The organism is Pseudomonas sp. NPDC087185 (assembly GCF_044744955.1).
Lineage (GTDB): Bacteria > Pseudomonadota > Gammaproteobacteria > Pseudomonadales > Pseudomonadaceae > Aquipseudomonas.
In genome coordinates this window covers 347,082-364,171 of record NZ_JBIUZK010000001.1, presented here as the reverse complement: position 1 = coordinate 364,171, position 17,090 = coordinate 347,082, and the positions used below count along the sequence as shown (strand labels likewise).

19 protein-coding genes are annotated in these 17,090 nt (G+C 64.0%); 6 read left to right on the top strand and 13 right to left on the bottom strand.

Going from position 1 to position 17,090, the window contains the following annotated elements:
• Nucleotide 1 precedes the first annotated feature (1 nt).
• The 8 genes from ACIPIJ_RS01645 to ACIPIJ_RS01610 all read right to left on the bottom strand — a co-directional run bounded on the left by ACIPIJ_RS01645 (nucleotide 2) and on the right by ACIPIJ_RS01610 (nucleotide 6,884).
• Nucleotides 2-820: an IclR family transcriptional regulator gene (locus ACIPIJ_RS01645; RefSeq protein ID WP_401073394.1), complete on the bottom strand. Its 819-nt coding sequence runs from the start codon at nucleotides 818-820 to the stop codon at nucleotides 2-4.
• A gap of 5 nt (nucleotides 821-825) precedes the next feature.
• Nucleotides 826-1,683: an alpha/beta fold hydrolase gene (locus tag ACIPIJ_RS01640; RefSeq protein WP_401072098.1), complete on the bottom strand. Its 858-nt coding sequence runs from the start codon at nucleotides 1,681-1,683 to the stop codon at nucleotides 826-828.
• A 4-nt stretch (nucleotides 1,684-1,687) separates the two neighbouring features.
• Nucleotides 1,688-2,227 (bottom strand): cupin domain-containing protein, encoded by a 540-nt coding sequence (locus ACIPIJ_RS01635; protein ID WP_401072096.1) that lies wholly within the window; start codon nucleotides 2,225-2,227, stop codon nucleotides 1,688-1,690.
• Between the two features lie 15 nt (nucleotides 2,228-2,242).
• Nucleotides 2,243-3,007, bottom strand: a complete 765-nt coding sequence (locus ACIPIJ_RS01630) for an SDR family oxidoreductase (protein WP_401072094.1) — start codon at nucleotides 3,005-3,007, stop codon at nucleotides 2,243-2,245.
• Entirely contained in the window at nucleotides 3,007-3,783 is a 777-nt protein-coding gene (locus ACIPIJ_RS01625; protein WP_401072092.1) for an ABC transporter permease, read from the bottom strand. Before ACIPIJ_RS01625 ends, ACIPIJ_RS01630 begins: the two co-directional genes overlap by 1 nt.
• 29 nt (nucleotides 3,784-3,812) lie before the next feature.
• Nucleotides 3,813-4,814 (bottom strand): ABC transporter substrate-binding protein, encoded by a 1,002-nt coding sequence (locus ACIPIJ_RS01620; RefSeq protein WP_401072090.1) that lies wholly within the window; start codon nucleotides 4,812-4,814, stop codon nucleotides 3,813-3,815.
• A gap of 31 nt (nucleotides 4,815-4,845) precedes the next feature.
• The gene (locus ACIPIJ_RS01615) at nucleotides 4,846-5,691 is read right to left on the bottom strand and encodes an ABC transporter ATP-binding protein (protein WP_401072088.1); all 846 of its coding nucleotides are present in this window, start codon (nucleotides 5,689-5,691) and stop codon (nucleotides 4,846-4,848) included.
• A gap of 308 nt (nucleotides 5,692-5,999) precedes the next feature.
• Entirely contained in the window at nucleotides 6,000-6,884 is an 885-nt protein-coding gene (locus ACIPIJ_RS01610; RefSeq protein ID WP_401072086.1) for a DMT family transporter, read from the bottom strand.
• A 172-nt stretch (nucleotides 6,885-7,056) separates the two neighbouring features.
• Here ACIPIJ_RS01610 and aceK point away from each other — a divergent pair, with 172 nt between their 5' ends.
• Nucleotides 7,057-8,766: a bifunctional isocitrate dehydrogenase kinase/phosphatase gene (gene aceK, locus ACIPIJ_RS01605; RefSeq protein WP_401072084.1), complete on the top strand. Its 1,710-nt coding sequence runs from the start codon at nucleotides 7,057-7,059 to the stop codon at nucleotides 8,764-8,766.
• Nucleotides 8,767-8,811: 45 nt separating this feature from the next.
• On the opposite strand, the gene ACIPIJ_RS01600 is transcribed toward aceK, so the two are convergent.
• Complete coding sequence (locus ACIPIJ_RS01600; RefSeq protein ID WP_401072082.1) at nucleotides 8,812-9,672, bottom strand: DUF6279 family lipoprotein; 861 nt, start codon at nucleotides 9,670-9,672, stop codon at nucleotides 8,812-8,814.
• Between the two features lie 130 nt (nucleotides 9,673-9,802).
• On the opposite strand from ACIPIJ_RS01600, the gene ACIPIJ_RS01595 reads away from it, so the two are divergent.
• Nucleotides 9,803-10,639 (top strand): S1 RNA-binding domain-containing protein, encoded by an 837-nt coding sequence (locus tag ACIPIJ_RS01595; protein WP_401072080.1) that lies wholly within the window; start codon nucleotides 9,803-9,805, stop codon nucleotides 10,637-10,639.
• A 2-nt stretch (nucleotides 10,640-10,641) separates the two neighbouring features.
• Here ACIPIJ_RS01595 and ACIPIJ_RS01590 read toward each other — a convergent pair whose 3' ends face one another.
• Nucleotides 10,642-11,022, bottom strand: a complete 381-nt coding sequence (locus tag ACIPIJ_RS01590; RefSeq protein WP_401072079.1) for a hypothetical protein — start codon at nucleotides 11,020-11,022, stop codon at nucleotides 10,642-10,644.
• A 130-nt stretch (nucleotides 11,023-11,152) separates the two neighbouring features.
• Entirely contained in the window at nucleotides 11,153-12,622 is a 1,470-nt protein-coding gene (locus tag ACIPIJ_RS01585; RefSeq protein WP_401072077.1) for a nitrous oxide reductase family maturation protein NosD, read from the bottom strand.
• Nucleotides 12,623-12,864: 242 nt separating this feature from the next.
• Between ACIPIJ_RS01585 and ACIPIJ_RS01580 the strand changes: the two genes are divergently transcribed.
• The 3 genes from ACIPIJ_RS01580 to def all read left to right on the top strand — a co-directional run bounded on the left by ACIPIJ_RS01580 (nucleotide 12,865) and on the right by def (nucleotide 14,702).
• The gene (locus tag ACIPIJ_RS01580; protein WP_003254639.1) at nucleotides 12,865-13,044 is read left to right on the top strand and encodes a CsbD family protein; all 180 of its coding nucleotides are present in this window, start codon (nucleotides 12,865-12,867) and stop codon (nucleotides 13,042-13,044) included.
• A 171-nt stretch (nucleotides 13,045-13,215) separates the two neighbouring features.
• Nucleotides 13,216-14,169, top strand: a complete 954-nt coding sequence (locus ACIPIJ_RS01575; RefSeq protein WP_401072075.1) for a YihY/virulence factor BrkB family protein — start codon at nucleotides 13,216-13,218, stop codon at nucleotides 14,167-14,169.
• Nucleotides 14,166-14,702, top strand: a complete 537-nt coding sequence (def, locus tag ACIPIJ_RS01570; protein ID WP_401072073.1) for a peptide deformylase — start codon at nucleotides 14,166-14,168, stop codon at nucleotides 14,700-14,702. Before ACIPIJ_RS01575 ends, def begins: the two co-directional genes overlap by 4 nt.
• Here def and ACIPIJ_RS01565 read toward each other — a convergent pair.
• Nucleotides 14,657-15,106 carry a GNAT family N-acetyltransferase gene (locus ACIPIJ_RS01565; protein ID WP_401072071.1) on the bottom strand — a complete coding sequence of 150 codons (450 nt, stop codon included), beginning with the start codon at nucleotides 15,104-15,106 and terminating at the stop codon, nucleotides 14,657-14,659. The genes def and ACIPIJ_RS01565 overlap by 46 nt on opposite strands.
• 276 nt (nucleotides 15,107-15,382) lie before the next feature.
• On the opposite strand from ACIPIJ_RS01565, the gene ACIPIJ_RS01560 reads away from it, so the two are divergent.
• Nucleotides 15,383-15,640, top strand: coding sequence for a DUF2790 domain-containing protein (locus ACIPIJ_RS01560; protein ID WP_401072069.1), 258 nt, complete (start codon nucleotides 15,383-15,385; stop codon nucleotides 15,638-15,640).
• Nucleotides 15,641-15,704: 64 nt separating this feature from the next.
• Here ACIPIJ_RS01560 and ACIPIJ_RS01555 read toward each other — a convergent pair whose 3' ends face one another.
• Complete coding sequence (locus ACIPIJ_RS01555; protein ID WP_401072067.1) at nucleotides 15,705-17,066, bottom strand: PLP-dependent aminotransferase family protein; 1,362 nt, start codon at nucleotides 17,064-17,066, stop codon at nucleotides 15,705-15,707.
• Between the last annotated feature and the right edge of the window lie 24 nt (nucleotides 17,067-17,090).

The following is a 17,090-nucleotide window of genomic DNA, read 5'->3' as shown; positions in this document are numbered from 1 at the left end:
TTCAGTCCCTCATCAGCGCAGTGACGCGGCCGTGGCCTGCGTTGGGGGTGTAGTTGAGCAGCCGCGACAGCTCATCGGCGCTGCCCCGTACCTGGCCCAGCAGGTTGTCGAAATTGACGTGGCCAATTTGCACGGTCGGGATGGTCAGGCCGAGCGCGGCGACCACCTGGCCGCTGGCATCGCGCACGGGGGCGGCGACGGTGGAGATGGTCGATTCGAAGAACCCTTCGCCGCTGACATAGCCACGCAGGCGGTCGGCCTGGACCAGGTCGAACAGCTCCAGCACGGTCTTCGGCGTGCACGGCGAAAACTGCTCCAGGTGCTCTTCGGGGTACAGCTCGCGCAACTCGCTGAGGCTCAGGTCGGCCAGCAGGATGCGCCCCAGCACCGTGGCATGGGCCGGCAGGCGGGTGCCGACGGTGACGGCGCTGGAGAACACCGACGGCGGCGAGACCTTGGCCACGTAGACGATCGAGCGGCCGTCGCGCACCACCAGGTTGCTCGGGTAGTTGAGGTGGTCGCACAGGCGTGCCAGCAGTGGCTGGCCGAGCTCGGTCAGCTCCAGCGAGGCCAGGTACTCGAAGCCCAGGCGCAGCACCGACATCCCCAGGCGGTACTCGTTGCCGCTGCGGGTGACGAAACCCATGGTTTCCAGGGTGGTCAGCAGGCGGAAGATGGTCGAGCGCGGCAGCGAGAGGCGCCGGGCCAGCTCGGGGGCGGTCAAGGTGCGGTTCTGCCGGCTGAATTCGCACAGCAGCAGCAGGCCGCGTTCCAGGCCCGGGACAATGTACTTGTCCTGGTTTTCCTTCAACGGATCCATATCGTTCATAGCACGCTACCTGTGAGAGAGGCGTCCAGGGCGCGGGCCAGCAGGCCCGTCACCGTGTCGGGTTGTTCGATGGCGCAGGCATGGCCGGCGCCGGGTATCAGCTTGAAAGGCGCGCCCAGGGCATCGGCCAGGGCCCGGCAGTCGTCGGCGCGGGTGATGCCGTCGGCGCTGCCGCCGTGCACTTCGCAGGGCACCGCCAGCGGCGCGTAACGCAACAGGTGGTCACCGCACAGCAGCTCGATGGCCTGGCGGTAGCCGTGCGGCAGCAACCGCCCCATGTTCCACTGCACCCAGGCCCGCGCCTCGTTGCTGGCGCTGGCGGACAACAGGTGCGCGCTGCGTTCACGGGCCATCTGTTCGATGCCCATGTGCTCCAGGCTGTGCAGGCGCTTGCTGCGTACGGCCTGGCCTTGCTCGGGCTGCGCCCCGTAACCGCGTGCCGGGCTGACCAGCACCAGGCGGCTGACGCGGCCCGGGTGGGCTTGGGCAAACGCGGCGGCGGTCAGCGCGCCGAGCGAATGGCCGACCAGCACGCAGCGCTCGATGGCCAGGGCGTCGAGCGTCTGCAGCAGGCGCCCGGCGTAGTCGCGGGCATCAGGCGCGGCCATCGGCAGTGGTGTGGACTGGCCATAGCCCGGGGCGTCCCAGGCGATCACCCGTGCCCGCTCGCTCAAGCCCAAGGCCACCTGCAACCAGCTGGCCGCGCCCGAGCCGATGCCGTGCAGCAGCACGATGGCGTCGCCGCTGCCGGCTTCGCGCACAGCCTGCTGGCCTTGGCCTACGCGCAGCAGGCGGTCGGCGAAGCGCGGGTCGAGTTGCGCGAGCAGCGCAGGGACGGGGGTGATCGGCATCATCGGTTTACCCGCGCTTGATCGACGCCAGCGGGTGCGCTGGCGGGTAGGTCGGGGTCACCGGCTTCTTGGCGCCGAGCATCACGCACATCAGCGCGTCTTCGTCGCCCACGTTGATCTCTTCGCGGTACACCCCGGGCGGCACCGAGATCAGGTCGCGGTCGGTAAGGATGGTCTCGAAGCGCTCGCCATCCTTTTCGATGACCACCTTGAGCTTGCCGCGCAGCACGAAGAACACTTCTTCGACGTCGGTGTGCAGGTGGGGCGGGCCTTCGTGGCCGGCCGGGATGACCATGGTGGAGAAGGTGAAGTGCTCGGACGCGATGGTGTTCATGTCACTGCCAACCCCGGTGCCGCCGGTGCCCACGTAACGCATCTGCGCGCGGCGGAACTTGGGGTCGTAGTCGGCCTGAAACTTCAGCGCGTCCCAGTCGTAGCGGCGGGTCTCGTAGCGGGCGATGCGGGTCTGCATCCAGCTGGCGAGGTCGGCGTTGGCCGGGCGGTCCCAGGATTTCGGGGCGTCTTGCTGTTGGGAAAGGTCGGTCATGGGATTCTCCTTTGCTCAGGGCATGACGAACCCGCCGTTGACCGGCAGGGTTTGTCCAGTGATGAAGCGCGACAGGTCGGACAGGGCGAACAGCACCGCGCCACTGACGTCGTCGGGCAGTTGCGGGCGCTGGATGGCCCGTTGTTCGGTGTACAGGCGGTGGCGGGCCTCGGGCACGTAGGCGGTGGCCTCGACCAGCACCAGCCCGGGAGCGATGGCGTTGACGGTGATGTTGGCGTTGCCCAGCTCGCGGGCCAGGCTGCGGGTCATGGCGATCACCGCGCCCTTGCTGGCGACGTAGGCCAGCAGGTTGGGTGCGCCCCACAGCGGGGTGTCGGAGGCCAGGTTGATCACTGCGCCCCGGCCGCTTTCACGCAGGGCCGGCAGGGCGGCGCGGGTCATCAGCCAGGTGCCGCGCACGTTGACTTGCATGACCTGGTCCCAGGTTTCGATGTCCAGCTCCTCGCAGCTCTTGCCACCGGAGTTGGTGATCGAGGCGTTGTTGACCAGGCCGTCGAGGCCGCCCAGGCGCTTGACCGTTCGTTCGATGCAGGCGTCGATCGAGGCGGGGTCGGCCAGGTCCAGGCTGACCCCGCTGACATCCAGGCCCATGCCGCTCAGCTCGCAGGCGGCCTGTTGCACGCGGCCGGCGAGTACATCGGCGATCACCACCCGGGCGCCGGCCTGGGCGATGGCCTGGGCAAAGGCATAACCCAGGCCGCGGGCGCCACCGGTGACCAGCACGCGGCGGCCTGCGAGAAGGTTGTCGAAGCTGCTCATCATTGGCTACTCAGCATGGCTTTGGGGAGGTAATGCAGGACACGCTTTTCGGCCCAGACCACGGCGCCGTAAGCCAGCACGCCGATCAGCGTGAGCATGACGATGGCGACGAATACTCCGGCGGTGTTGCCCTGGCCCTCGGCATCCACCAGCAGGAAGCCCAGGCCCTGGTTGCCGCCCACCAGCTCGCCGACGGTGACGCCGATCACCGCCAGGGTGGAGGCGATGCGCAGGCCGGAGAACAGCGCGGCCATGGCCGAGGGGAACTCCACCAGGCGGAAGATCTGCCAACGGCTGGCGTTCATGGTGCGCACCAGGTTGATCATGTCCGGGTCGACGGTGCGGATGGCCGAGAGCACGTTGATCATCACCGGGAAGAACACGATCAGGATGGCGATGAGGATCTTCGGGTAGATGGTGTAGCCCAGCCACATCACGAACAGCGGGGCGAAGGCCACCTTGGGCGCGATCTGCAGGGCCAGGATGTACGGCGACAGCATCGCCTCGGCCGAGGGCGACAGGCCCAGGGACACGCCGATGGCCACACCCAGCAGGGCGCCGAGGGCAAAGCCGACGATGATCTCGAAGGCGGTGATCAGGGTGTGTTCGAGCAGGTTGCCGGAGTGCCACATCAGCAGGCTTTCCTGGGCCACGCGGCTCAGTTGCGGCATGACGAATTCGGGCATGCCGACCAGCCCCGGGCCCCATTGCCAGAGCGCCAGGAACAGGACCAGCAGGGCGACGCTGCCGGCCACGGAAGGGTTGAGGTTTCTCATCGGGCGTTTACCTTGTTATGGCCGGGCCGTTACTTGGCCGCGGTGCGGGTTTCGATGAACTGGTTGCTGTAGAGCTCGTCGAGCTTGGGTTCGCGGGGGACGATGCCCTCGTTGACGTAGAACGTGCGCACCGCGTCGAGGCGCGCCGGGTCGATGCGGCCGAGTACTGGCTGGCCGGCGTAGACGTACTCCACGTACAGGCGCAGGGTTTTCTCCAGCGACGCTTCCTTGCTGGCGTAGGCCGGGACCGCGCGGGCAAAGCTGGCGGCAGCGGCTTTGGGGTCGTCGATGATGTCCTGCAGGCCGCGCAGGGTGGCCTGGACCACGCCGCGGACTATCTGCGGGTGGTGCTCGATGGCGTCGTCGGAGGCGAGGATTGCCTGGGCCATGCTCTCGAACACTTGCTCACGCGGGATGAGGGCGTACTTGAGCCCGGCGTCTTCGGCGTTGACCACCCAGTCCGGCACCCCGGCCATGGCCTGGGCCTTGTTGGCCGAGAACAGCTGCCATACGCCCGACGGGCCGGCGGCCTGGATGTCCACGTCGTCCTTGCTCAGCCCGGCCTTGCGCAGCGACGCGAGCAGGGCGTAGTAGGTGGTGTCGGAGTAGGACATCACGGTCAGGGTCTTGCCCTTGAGCTGCTGGATCGACTGGATGTTCTCGCCGGCGTTGGTGGCGATCATGGTCACCCCACCGCCACCCAGCACGGCCACCGCGCGCACCGGGATGCCGTTGGGCCGCACGATGATTGGCGTGTCGCCGATGGCACCGCCGATCAGGGCGTTGCCGGCGCCGATCTGCTTGGCAACGTCCACACCGCCCTTGGCAGCGATGAAGGTCAGGTCCAGGTCCTGCGCTTGGTAGTAGCCCTTTTCCTTGGCGATGATCCAGGGCGCGAACGCCGGCAGGCTGGGAGGTGCAGGCAGCAGGTAGGTGACCTTGGTCGGCTCGGCCTGGGCCTGGGCGGCCAGGCTCAGCGCCAGAGCAGCCAGGGTGGTGTGTGCCACGCGCTTGAGGTAGGTGGTGAACATGCTAACTCCCGAGTTTTGAGTGGGGCGTCGGTCAGTGCAGGTCGAGGTCTTCGCCGACCTTCAGCAGATCCATCAGGCGGCCGGCGAGCGGGCCGATTTCCGGGAGCTTGCGGCGCTCCAGCGGGTTGTTGCGGTGGGGCAGGTCGATCTCGATTTCCTCGATGATCGTGCCGGGGCGCGCGCTCATCACCAGCAAGCGATCGGACAGGGCGATGGCCTCTACCAGGTCGTGGGTGATGAACAGGGCGGTTTTCTTCTCCTCGAACAGCATCTGCGCCAGGTCCTGTTGCAGGATCATCTTGGTTTGCGCATCGAGGGCCGAGAATGGCTCGTCCAGAAACAGCACCTGCGGGTCGATCGCCAGGGTGCGGGCCAGTGCGGCGCGCTGGCGCATGCCGCCGGACAGCTGGAACGGGTAGTGGTCGGTGAAGCCTTGCAGGTGGCAGCGCTTGAGCAGATCCTCGGCGATGACCTTGCGCTGGGCAGCGGGCATGCCCTGGATCTCCAGGCCCAGCTCGACGTTGCGGCGGATGCTGCGCCATGGCATCAGCAGGTCCTTCTGCAGCATGAAAGCGACTTTCGGCACCGGGCCGTTGACGGCTTCGCCGCTGACCAGCACCTCACCTTCGGTGGGGCGGTACAAGCCAGAACCCATGTTGAGAATGGTGCTCTTGCCACAGCCGGAAGGGCCGATGATGGAAACCACTTCGCCGCGACGGATCTTGAAGTTGACACCACGGATGGCGAATGGCGCGTCGGCTTGACCTTTGGCCGGGAAGGCCTTGCCGACGTTGCGAAATTCGATTTCAGTCGTGGCGTCCTGACGCTGCGGTTCATGCCATTGCGGGGCGATTGCGTACATCTCTTTCACAGCCATGGGAATGTTCTCTGGTCTGTTTTATAGGTGATACGCCGTTTAGTGCATGAACAATGCCAGGCGGGAAATTTCTCTGAAATAATTAGAAAGTTGTTATTTTTTAAGACGTTGTGAATTCAGGCGTGATGGCATGTTGTTTTATATATGAAACATGGTTTTTTATATGGCACGAAAATGCCCAGCAACCGCGCATGAATTTGAATTCGTGCGTGGTTGCTGGGCATTTTGGGTAACGCAAAAGGTGGGGGTTTCGCAGGTGAAACGGCGGGCCATTCTGCGCGGGTTAACCCGCTCCCGCAGGGACGTTATCAGGCCTGAACGCGGCGTGCCGGCTTGAGGACGAGCCACAGCGCGGCAGCGATCAGCAGGCCGCCATACAGGTGGCCCATTGACAGCGATTCATCCAGCAGCCAGGCGCCCCATAGCACGCCGAACACCGGGATCATGAAGGTCACGGTACTGGCCTTGACCGGGCCGATCTCGGCCAGCAGGCGGAAGTACAGGATGTAGGCGAAGGCCGTGCACACAAGGCCCAGGCCCAGCAGCGACAACCATACCTGCCAGCCGCCCCAGCTGGCGGGCGGTTGAGTCAGTGCGCTCCAGGTAAACAGCGGCGTCATCAGCAACGTGGCGCCGAGCATGCTGCCGAGCGCCGAGAGGCGGCTGTCCAGGCCGCTGATCCAGCGCCGCGCCAGAAAGCCCGCGAAGCCGTAACAGGTGGTCGCTGCCAGGCAGGCCAGGGCGCCTTGCAGCAGCGCCATGTCCAGTGCGACCGGGCCCGCGCCGCTGAGGATGCCGACGCCGAACAGGCCGAGGAAGATGCCGCACAGTTTGGGTAGCGTAAGCCCCTCACGGAAGAACAGTGCGCCGATCAGCACCCCCATCAGTGGCGTGGTGGCGTTGAAGATTGCCGAGTAGCCGGCCGGCAGCACCTGCGCCGCCACCGAATAGAAGGTGGCCGGGATGCCCGAGTTGATCATGCCCAGCACCAGGCAGGCGCCGAGCTTGCCCTCGAAGTTCCAGCGCACTCGTGCAGCGGCGAGGATGGCGATCAGGCCCAGGCAGGCGATCGACACGCGAAAGAAGGCGGTGGGCACGGTGCCCAGCTCGGGGGCGATGATGCGCATGAACAGAAAGCTCGCCCCCCAGACGGCGGCAAGGGTCAGCAGGCGGGCTAGGGCGATGGGGCTCACGGTGGTCTCCGGGTACAGGGCAGGGCGCGAGTGTACGTGATGGTGGACGAGGGGTTCTTGTCCTTTCTTGCGGTGTGAATCTGTACCGGCCCTTTCGCGGGGCCATGGGTATCAGCTCAAAGTGCCGAGTGCGACTAAGCTGTCTATCTCACCCCGCACCGAGGTGCCCTGCATGACCCAGCACTGGCCGGCCGGCGAGATCGCCCGGATGATCCTCGATGGCTTCGACGACTACCGCGAGCATTTTCGCCGCATCACCCTCGGTGCCCGCGAGCGCTTCGAACAGGCGCGTTGGCAGGATATCCAGCGGGCGGCGGCCGCGCGGATCAACCTGTATGAACAGAAGGTCGGCGAGGTCAACGGCTGGCTGCGTGATGCGTTCGATGACGAGGTGTTGCTGGAGGTGGAGCAGTGGCCGCTGGTAAAAAGTGCCTATATCCGCCTGATCGACCCGCGCCTGGACGATGAACTGTCAGAGACCTGGTACAACTCGTTGTTCTGCAGCCTGTTCAGCCATGACCAGATCAGCGACGGCTGCATGTTCATCCACACCACCCGCCCGTCGATACGTAGCCATCAGCGCGCGGCGCAGACCCGTAGCTATTCCCCGTGCGGTGGCCTGCAGGGGCTGCTGCGGGCGATCTTCGCCGACTATGGATTTGCCTACGGCGACCTTGACGGCGACGTGTCTCGCCTGGAGCAGCAACTCAAGGAATGCCTGCCCGACTGGGTGTGCAAGGACCCGGCCCTGGCCGTGGAACTGTTCGTGCCGGTGCTGTACCGCAACAAGGGCGCCTACCTGGTGGGCCGGCTGTACAACAGCGACGAGCAGTGGCCGCTGGTGATCCCGCTGTTGCACCGCGAACACCATGGCATCGAGGCCGATGCGTTGATCACCGACGAGGCCGAAGTGTCGATCATCTTCTCCTTCACCCGTTCGTACTTCATGGTCGATGTGCCGGTGCCGGCAGAGTTCGTCAACTTCCTCAAGCGCATCCTGCCAGGCAAGCACATTGCCGAGCTGTACACCTCGATCGGCTTCTACAAACACGGCAAGTCGGAGTTCTATCGTGCCTTGATCAACCACCTGGCCAACAGCGATGACCGATTCATCATGGCCCCCGGGGTGCGCGGCATGGTCATGAGTGTGTTCACGCTGCCAGGCTTCAACACCGTGTTCAAGATCATCAAGGACCGCTTTTCGCCGTCCAAGACCGTTGATCGCGCGACGGTGATCGACAAATACCGCCTGGTGAAGAGCGTCGACCGTGTCGGGCGCTTGGCCGATACGCAGGAATTTGCCGACTTTCGCTTTCCTCTGGGCAAGTTCGAGCCTGAGTGCCTGGCCGAGCTGCTGGAGGTGGCGCCGTCCACCGTGGCCCTGGAGGGCGATACGGTGCTGATCCGCCACTGCTGGACCGAGCGGCGCATGACGCCGCTCAACCTGTACCTGGAGCAGGCCAGCGAAAGCCAGGTACTGGAGGCGCTGGAAGATTACGGCCTGGCCATCAAGCAGCTGGCGGCGGCGAACATCTTCCCCGGCGATATGTTGCTGAAGAATTTTGGAGTTACCCGGCATGGCCGGGTGGTGTTCTACGACTATGACGAGATCAGCTACCTGACCGAGGTGAATTTCCGCCACATCCCGCCGCCGCGTTACCCGGAGGACGAGATGTCGGGCGAACCGTGGTACTCGATCGGGCCGCATGACGTGTTTCCCGAGGAATTTCCGCCGTTTCTGTTTGCCGATATGGGCCAGCGACGTTTATTCAGCCGGTTGCATGGGGAACTGTACGACGCGGATTACTGGAAGGGGCTGCAGGCGTCGATCCGTGAGGGCAAGGTGATCGATGTGTTCCCGTATCGGCGCAAGGGACGGTGATTGGGTGGGGCAATGCCGGCCTCTTCGCGGGGCTGGTTCACCCGCTTACCCCTTCAAACACTTGAGCTCACTGAAGTCTGTGCGCACCTTGGCCAGCCGCTCTCGCAGATACTGGCGCTGCGCCGGGCTGCTCTGCTGCAGCAGGTCGATCAACAAGTTGCGGGTCTGCTCCTCGCTGCTTTGAAAGGCAACGCGGTATTCCGGGGTCCACAGGCTTTCCTTGCGCTGCAGCAGTTGCGCCAGACGCGGCTCGAAACTGGCATCGCCGCGCTGGTTCATGGCCAGTACCAGCTGTTGCTGCCAGTGCGCGCGGTTGGCGATCGACTGGCGGTTCTGGTCGCCTAGCGCCTGTGACCAGGCTTGTACGCGTTGGCGCTGGGCCGCGCTGAGTTCCCCGAACCAGGGCGTCAGACGTTTTTCCATGCGCTCAGCACGGCGGGCGATCTGTTTGGGAAGCGGGGTCTGGGCATACTTTTTTTGCCGCTCGCTGATGTCGTCACGGAACGCATCGCGCATTTGCGCGACCTGCGCATCGCTCATGCCGCGCAGCAGTTCGGTGGCTGAAGGCGTGATCGCTTCGGCAACCCGGCCGATCGCCTGGCGGGCTTCGACCGTACGTTGCTGCAGGGCCTGGTCGGTCACCTGGCCCTCGGCAACCATGTCACGCACGCGGTCGAGCCAGTCCAGGTAGCCGGGCAGTTGGGTCTTGCAGTGCCAGGCCAGCTGCTGCTTGAGCCGTTCGTCGAGCAGCGTTTTCTGCTCGCGGTTCATGGCCAGGTAGTCGCTGAGCGACCACGGCACCAGCCGGTCGAGGTTGCGGTAGGCCAGGTCCATTCGGTTGCAGGCTACCAGCGCCAGGGCGAAGGCAGTGGCGATGAACAGGGCTTTAGACACACGTAGAGGCATGTGCTGATCCTTGCAGTGGCAGGCCACTCGGTAGACGCAAGGGCGCGACGACGGTTCCGCCGAATCAGCGGTCGGGCGGCGCGCTGGCTTCAGGTGTAGAATAGCCGCCTTGTCTTGAGGAACATCGGAAATGGCTCTGCTTGGGCGTTACAACAGTTTGCAAATCGTGAAACACGTGGAGTTCGGCCTTTACCTGGACGGCGGCCCCGACGGCGAGATCCTGCTGCCCGGGCGCTACATCCCGAAAAATGCCGAAACCGAGGTCGATGACTGGCTGAACGTGTTCATCTACCTGGACAGCGAAGACCAGCTGATCGCCACCACCGAGAAGCCCAAGGTGCAGGTCGGTGAGTTCGCCAGCCTCAAGGTCAAGGACATCAACGGTGCGGGCATTTTCCTCGACTGGGGCCTGTCCAAGGACCTGCTGATGCCATACTCGGAAGAGGCGCGGCCGCTGAAGATCGGCGATTACTGCGTGGTGCACGTCTACCTCGACAAGCGCACCCGGCGCATCACTGCCACCTCACGCCTGGACCGTTACCTGGACCGTACCCCGGCCGATTACTCGGTGGGCCAGCCGGTCGAATTGCTGGTGGCAGGTGAGACGCCGATGGGCTTCAAGGCGATCATCAACAACCGTCACTGGGGCCTGATCCACAAGAACGAGATCTTCAAATTCATGCGTTCGGGCATGCATGAGAAGGGTTTCATCAAGGAAGTGCGCCATGACGGCAAGATTGCCCTGAGCCTGCAGCCGGTGGGCCAGGCGTTGGCCGATGGCCTGCCTGAGCAGATCATGCAACGCCTGGAAGCCGAAGGTGGGGTGTTGCCGGTGTGCGACAAGAGCGACCCGGAAGTGATCAGCCGCCTGTTCAATGTCAGCAAGGGCAACTTCAAGAAAGCCATTGGCGCATTGTTCAAGCAGGGCCGCATCGTCATCCATGACGATCGCATCGAGCGGACCTGAGGTCAGGCCTGCACGAAGGTGCTGAAATCCAGCTGCTCGCCGCCCGGACGGGTGTCGCGCAGCAGCGAGTCGCGGTCGGCGCTCAGCGCCAGGCTGATGGTCGACCGGCGCTTGCCGGCGTTGCGCACTTCCATCTGCTCCTGATGGGCCTTGATGAAGTTGGTGGGCACTTTGAGGTGCTGCAGTTCATCGCTTTCGGGGGTGTGCAGCAGCAGGTTGACCCAGTCGGGCTGGCCTTTGCGCAGCAGCGCCACCGGCACCTCGAACCACCACAGGTTGCGTTTGCGGTCGAGGATGGCGAACAGGGTGTTGGCACTGGTGAGCACCGGCTTGGTCAGCGCTTCGTTGCGCCGGGCGATGGCGGCGGGTTTGTCGAGTTTCATGCAGGTTCCTGCGGTGTGACGCTATAAAGGCCTGCATTGTGAGGGGTGGCACGGAGCGGGGCAAGGTATGCCGCCCGCTTTGTCCTGGCCGCCCCCTTCGCGGGCTTGTTCCGCGAAGGGGGCGGTTGCCTCACCGACGAACTGGCAGGCTCAACTCGGAGGTCGCGCCGTCTGCGGTAGTGACCGTCGCAGTAAAGCTGCGCATCCCTCCGGCATTTTCCAGCACCTGCGCAAACCGCGCCTGCCCCTTGGCATCGCTGTTCACCAGCACCTCCCCCAGGTACTGCTCTGCTTCAGCCCCCTCAGCCTCGGCATTACCAAACACCTCGACCCGCAGCAGGCTCGACGCCGGCCCCTGCACCTCACCACGCAGCACATTGCCGTTCAGCCCCAGCAACCGTGGCGCCTGTTGGTTATGGTTGGGCAGCGGCTGGCACGGTTTGGGTTCGCCCTTGGCATCGCAGATGATCGCCTGGTCTTTCTTCGGCAGGTCCGCGCCGACCCCGCGCGAGCCCACATACAGCGCATGGGCCTGGGCCGGCACGCCGAACACGATGGCACCGGTACGCTGGCCTGGCACACACGAGCCACCGGCCTCGCAGCGGCGGATGTCCTGGCTGTTGCCCCAGATGCGGTTGCCGGTGAGGCGGGTAGTGGTGACGTCCGGCTCCGGGCGCAAGGCCACACCGATGCGGTTGCCGTGGATCAGGTTGCCGTCGAGGATGTTGCCCTCGCCGGTGACGCTGACGCCAATGGAGTTGCCGCTGAAGGTGTTGGCGCCCAGGTAGTTGCGCTTGCCCCAGTTGATCTGCAGGCCGTCGGAATAGTTCTCGAAGCGGTTGCGCACCACGCTGTTGTCGTTGCCCAGGAGGATCTCGATACCCTGGGACGGCTCCGGGTTGGCGGGCGTCGAGCGGAACAGGTTGTCGGCCACCAGGTTGAACGCCGCGCCGCGTGTCAGCTCCAGGCCATCGCCATTGTCGATCAGCTGGTTGCGCAGCACCTTGTTGTTGTTCGTGGTGGTGGCGGTCGGGTTACCGGCACCGTCGTCGCCGGTCAGCATGATGCCGGCACCGCCCTTGTTGGCGACGATGCGGTTGTCTTCGATGACGTTGTTGCTGGCGCGGTTGACCAGGATGCCGATGCAGAAGTTGCGCACTTCAAGGCCGCTCAGGTGCACGCCCTGGGTGTCGCGCAGCACCAGCCCAGGGTGGGTGGTGGTGCGCACGTTGGTGCCGAACTGGCCGGGCAGGGCGCCAGGGCAGGTGCGCACACCTTGGTCCTTGATGTAGCCGGAGCCGTCGATGGCGATGTACTGGCCGTCGCGCGCCCAGGGCAGCCCGGTGATGCGCACCGGGCCCTTGATTTCCGGCAGCGCACGGGCCGGGCGGATGACATAAGGCGCCTGGCCGACTGCTGCGATGTCGATGCGGTAGTGGCCGGGGTTCTGGTTGCTGGTTTCGATCGCCCACCGCAGGGTGCCGGGCTGGCCATCGTCGGTGTAGCGGTCGACCTTCAGGGTTTCGCTGGCCGGTGCAGCGGCCTGGGCAGAGAGGGGAAGCAGCGGCAGCAAGGCTGCGAGCAGAGGCATCAGACGCATGGGCGGGTTTCCGGAAACTGTTGTTTTTATAAGCTGGCTACCCTCGTCGGGTCGCCGTTTGCCGGCGATTCTAGAGCTGCGGCAGGGATTGTGCAGCGCCAGGGCGGCGGATTGGTGCGGTATTCGCCCGCAGATTTACCGCTCGGCCTGTACCCGGCAAATTGATTGAAACTCTTGGCGAAGGCGCTGGGTCCACCTTCTGTCGACACGGTTCACGTGTCTCAATTTGCAGGAGATTCGCCATGAGCGGCACTAAAGACAAAGCGAAAGGCTTGGCCAACGAAGCCATTGGTAACGTCAAGCAAGGTGTTGGCAAGGTGACCGACAACGACAAGCTGCGCGCCGAGGGCAAGGCCCAGGAACTGAAGGGCGAGGCGCAGCAGATCAAGGGCAATGTCAAAGATGCGGTGAAAAAGCCTTGATGTGCGGTTGATCTTCTCGGCCTCTTCGCGGGCAGGCGCACGTCAGAAGGCGCGCGTTTGCCCGCGAATGCTATGTAGCCATTTTCTTAAAGTCTGGTAGGGAGCAGCACACCAGTCGCGTGGTCTATTAGACTCCTCTGTTGTACTGATCAAGCGGCGAAAGGAGACGCTATGATTTTTCCCAACCTGCGCGGCCTGCCCCTGCACCGCGTGCTGGTGCGCACCGTCACAGAGTTTCTTGACGACGAAATGTCCACCTATGCCTCCGCGCTGGCCTACCAGATGCTTTTTTCGCTGTTCCCGTTCTTGCTGTTTCTGATCGCCCTGATCGGTTTTCTGCATCTCCCCGACTTCTTTTCCTGGCTGCGCCTGCAGTCGGAGCTGGTGCTGCCGCCCCAGGCCCTGGAGCAGGTCAACCCGGTTATCGACCAATTGCAGCAATCCAAGGGCGGGCTGCTGTCGGTGGGTATCGTTATCGCCTTGTGGACCGCTTCGGCGGGTGTGCGCCTGATGATGAGCGCAATGAACGCGGCCTATGACGTACCTGAGGGCCGCCCGGTGTGGAAGCGCATTCCGCTGTCGATCTTCTACACCGTGGGTATCGCCGGTATGTTACTGGCGGCTGCAGCGCTGATGGTGCTTGGGCCGCAGGTGATGGAATGGATTGCCGCCCAGTTCGGCATGCAGGAAGTGATCGTCACGGTATGGACGATATTGCGCTGGCCGGCAATCATCATCCTGATGATGGTCGCGGTGGCGCTGATTTATTACGTGATGCCGGATGTGAAGCAGAAATTTCGCTTCATTACCCCAGGATCGGTACTGGCGGTTGTAGTATGGATCATTGCCTCCCTGGGCTTTGCCTACTACGTGAAGACCTTCGCCGACTACAACGCCATGTATGGCAGCATCGGTGCGATCATCGTGCTGTTGCTGTATTTCTATATTTCCGCTGCCGTGCTGTTGTTGGGGGCGGAGATGAATGCGGTGATCGAGCACATGTCGGCCGAGGGCAAGAACCCCGGCGAAAAGGACTTCGAGGGCGAAAAACCCAAGGAAACCCTCACTGTGCTCGGCCATGAACACCCCGTCGAGCCGCAAACCTCCGAGCCGAATCCGCGATGATCCGTGACATCCTGAAGATGGGCGATGAGCGCCTGCTGCGCGTCGCTCCACCCGTGCCAGAGCACCTGATCGGCAGTGCCGAGTTGCAGCAGTTGATCGAGGACATGTTCGAAACCATGCGCCATGTCGGTGGCGTGGGGCTGGCCGCGCCGCAGATCGGCATCGACCTGCAACTGGTGATCTTTGGGTTCGAGCGCAGCGAGCGCTACCCGGATGCCGAGGCGGTGCCGCAGACCATCCTGCTCAACCCGGTGATCACGCCGCTGTCCACCGAGGTCGAAGACGGTTGGGAGGGCTGCCTGTCGGTGCCGGGCCTGCGCGGCGTGGTGCCACGCTACAAGCACATCAGTTATGCCGGCATCGACCCGCAGGGCAACCCGCTCAACCGCTTCGCCGACGGCTTCCATGCGCGGGTGGTGCAGCACGAGTGCGATCACCTGATCGGGCGGCTGTACCCATCGCGTATTCAGGACTTCGCCAAATTCGGTTACACCGAGGTGTTGTTCCCGGGCTTGGACCCCAGCGACGACTGACCGCGTAGCAGTGCCACCAGGCGTTTGCTGCGCTGGTAGCGCGCCAGGCGGGAGGCCAGAGCGTCGGGCAGGTCGCACGCTGTGGTGAAGCCCAGGCGCTGGTAGAAAGCCTGCAGGTCAGGGTGGCAGAACAGCCAGGTGCAGCCGTGGGCCTGGGCCAATGCCGCTTCCACCAGCCGCGCAGCCACGCCCTGGCTGCGCCACTGAGGCGCTACCAGCAGGCCGGTGAGCCAGTGGCCGCCAGCGACTGGGCTCAGGCTCAGGCCGGCAATGACTTCGCCACTGCGCGCCACCCACAACTCACCGTCACCGGCTGCGCGCATGCGCGAGCCGTGCTGTTTGTAAAAATGATTTAACAATCTTCGTTCGAGGTCGGTGAGCGCAGTGAAGAGTAGGGTAGTCATGGATTTCCAGTCGCCGGCAGCTCTAGCCCAGTGTTTTCAGGCCTTCAAACCGCTTCGCTTTGTCGCAGATTGTTGCAAAAGCTGCAAGGGTGAATGTCCGAGTTCAGGGTTCAACTATTGCAGGCCGAGAGTAGAATTTCACCTATTCCCCCTGGCAGTACGACGAAGCGGGATCGGTACTTCGTGTCATCTTCGCAGTTGATGACAACTTCTCCGCGCCATTGACGGCATATGAAGTCAATCGATCAGCTTGATTGCTTTAAAGGCCAAACATCCATGAAACCCTTACTGATTCTTGCATTGGTCGGTATGTCCTCGTTCGCCTTTGCCGATGAGGTCAAACCCGTCTCCAGCGAGCCTGTGGCACAGCAGTACGACTACACCATGAACCTGGATATCAAACGGGTGATCAACCTGTCGACCATCCCCAATGTCTGCGAAGTGGTGCCTGCGACCATGACCTATGAAGACCATCAGGGCCAGGTGCACACCATTCAGTACCGCGCCATGGGCGAAGGTTGCCAGCAGGGTTGATTGTCTCCGTCAGTGGCCTCTTTGCGCCGGGCTGTTGTGAAGAGGCTGCTGCATCCCACTCGCTTCATGGCCCCGTCATGGCGTGCCGCACCACTTCCAGGCCTCGTTTCAGTTCAGCCCGGCTACTGGCCGCCGACAGGCTGATACGCACGGCCTGCACTTCACTTGCGCCAATAGCGAAGACACTGGCCGGGACGATTTCCACACCCTGCTCACGGCAACGCTTTACCACCCCCTCCGCACCCTGCGGCGTGGGCAGCCATAGGTGGGGTGAGGGCTGACCTGTGTTTTGCATCCCGTCACCCAGCAGCTTGCGCGCCAGGCGCCAGCGCTCGGAAATTTCCTCACGCTGCCAAGCCAGCCGCCGCGCCGCCGTGCCGTCATCGATCCACTGGCAAGCGACATGCAGGCTCAATGGCGACACGGGCCAGTGGCTGGCCTGGGCGTGCGGGTCGACCTGTGCCAGCGACCCTGGGCTGGCCACGATCCACCCCAGTCGCAGCCCTGCGGCCACGGTCTTGGACAGGCTGCTGATGAAGACCCCTTGATCGCCCAACAGCGGGTAGAGCGGCGGCCGGTTGCTGAGCGCGCCATACACGTCATCTTCAATCACCCGCAGCCCCAGGCGTTTGACCACTTGCGCAATCGCCCCGCGCCGGGCGTCATCCATGCAGGCGCCAGTAGGGTTGTGCAGGGTCGGCGTGGTGACCAGCACACGGGCACCGCTGGCGCGCGCGACCCGGTCCAGGTCTTCTGGCTGCAAGCCCTGGCTGTCGAGCGCCACGCCATGCACGGGCAGGCGCAGTTGCCGGCAGGCCGCCTTGATGCCCGGTGCGGTCAGGGCTTCGAGCATCACCGGCTCACCGGCGTGGCAGAACGACTGCAGTGCCAGCGCCAGTGCCTGCTGGGCTCCGCCGCACAGCAACAGATCGTCCGCTGAAAGCGCCAGGCCGCGGTTGGCCAGCCATTGCGCGCCATGGATGCGGCCCAACAACAACTGCGCGGGGCCCAGGTAATTATCGAGCAGGCCGCTATCGTGCCGCTGCAGCAGGCTGCGCAGGCTGTCGTGCAGATCATGGTTGTGCGGATCGGCCACAGGGACGTTGGTCGACAGGTCGATCAGCGTTTTTTGCCCGACCTGGTACTTGAGATGAAACAGGGTCGCTTCATTGCTGCCGGCCAGCACGTAGGTGCCGCGACCGACTTCCCCGGCCACCAGGTGGCGAGCGGCCGCTTCGCGGTAGGCCTGCTGGGTGGTACTCGGGTTCAGGCCGAGCTTCCAGGCCAGGCGGCGTTGCGGTGGCAAGCGGTCGCCGACCTTGAGTTCGCCGCGTTCAATCGCCATGGCGATGGCATCGACCAGTGCCAGGTAGCGGGGTTGTTCATCGTCGACGAGCTGCGGGATCCACACAGAATTGCTACCCATGCAATATAAGGTTGTACCCATACA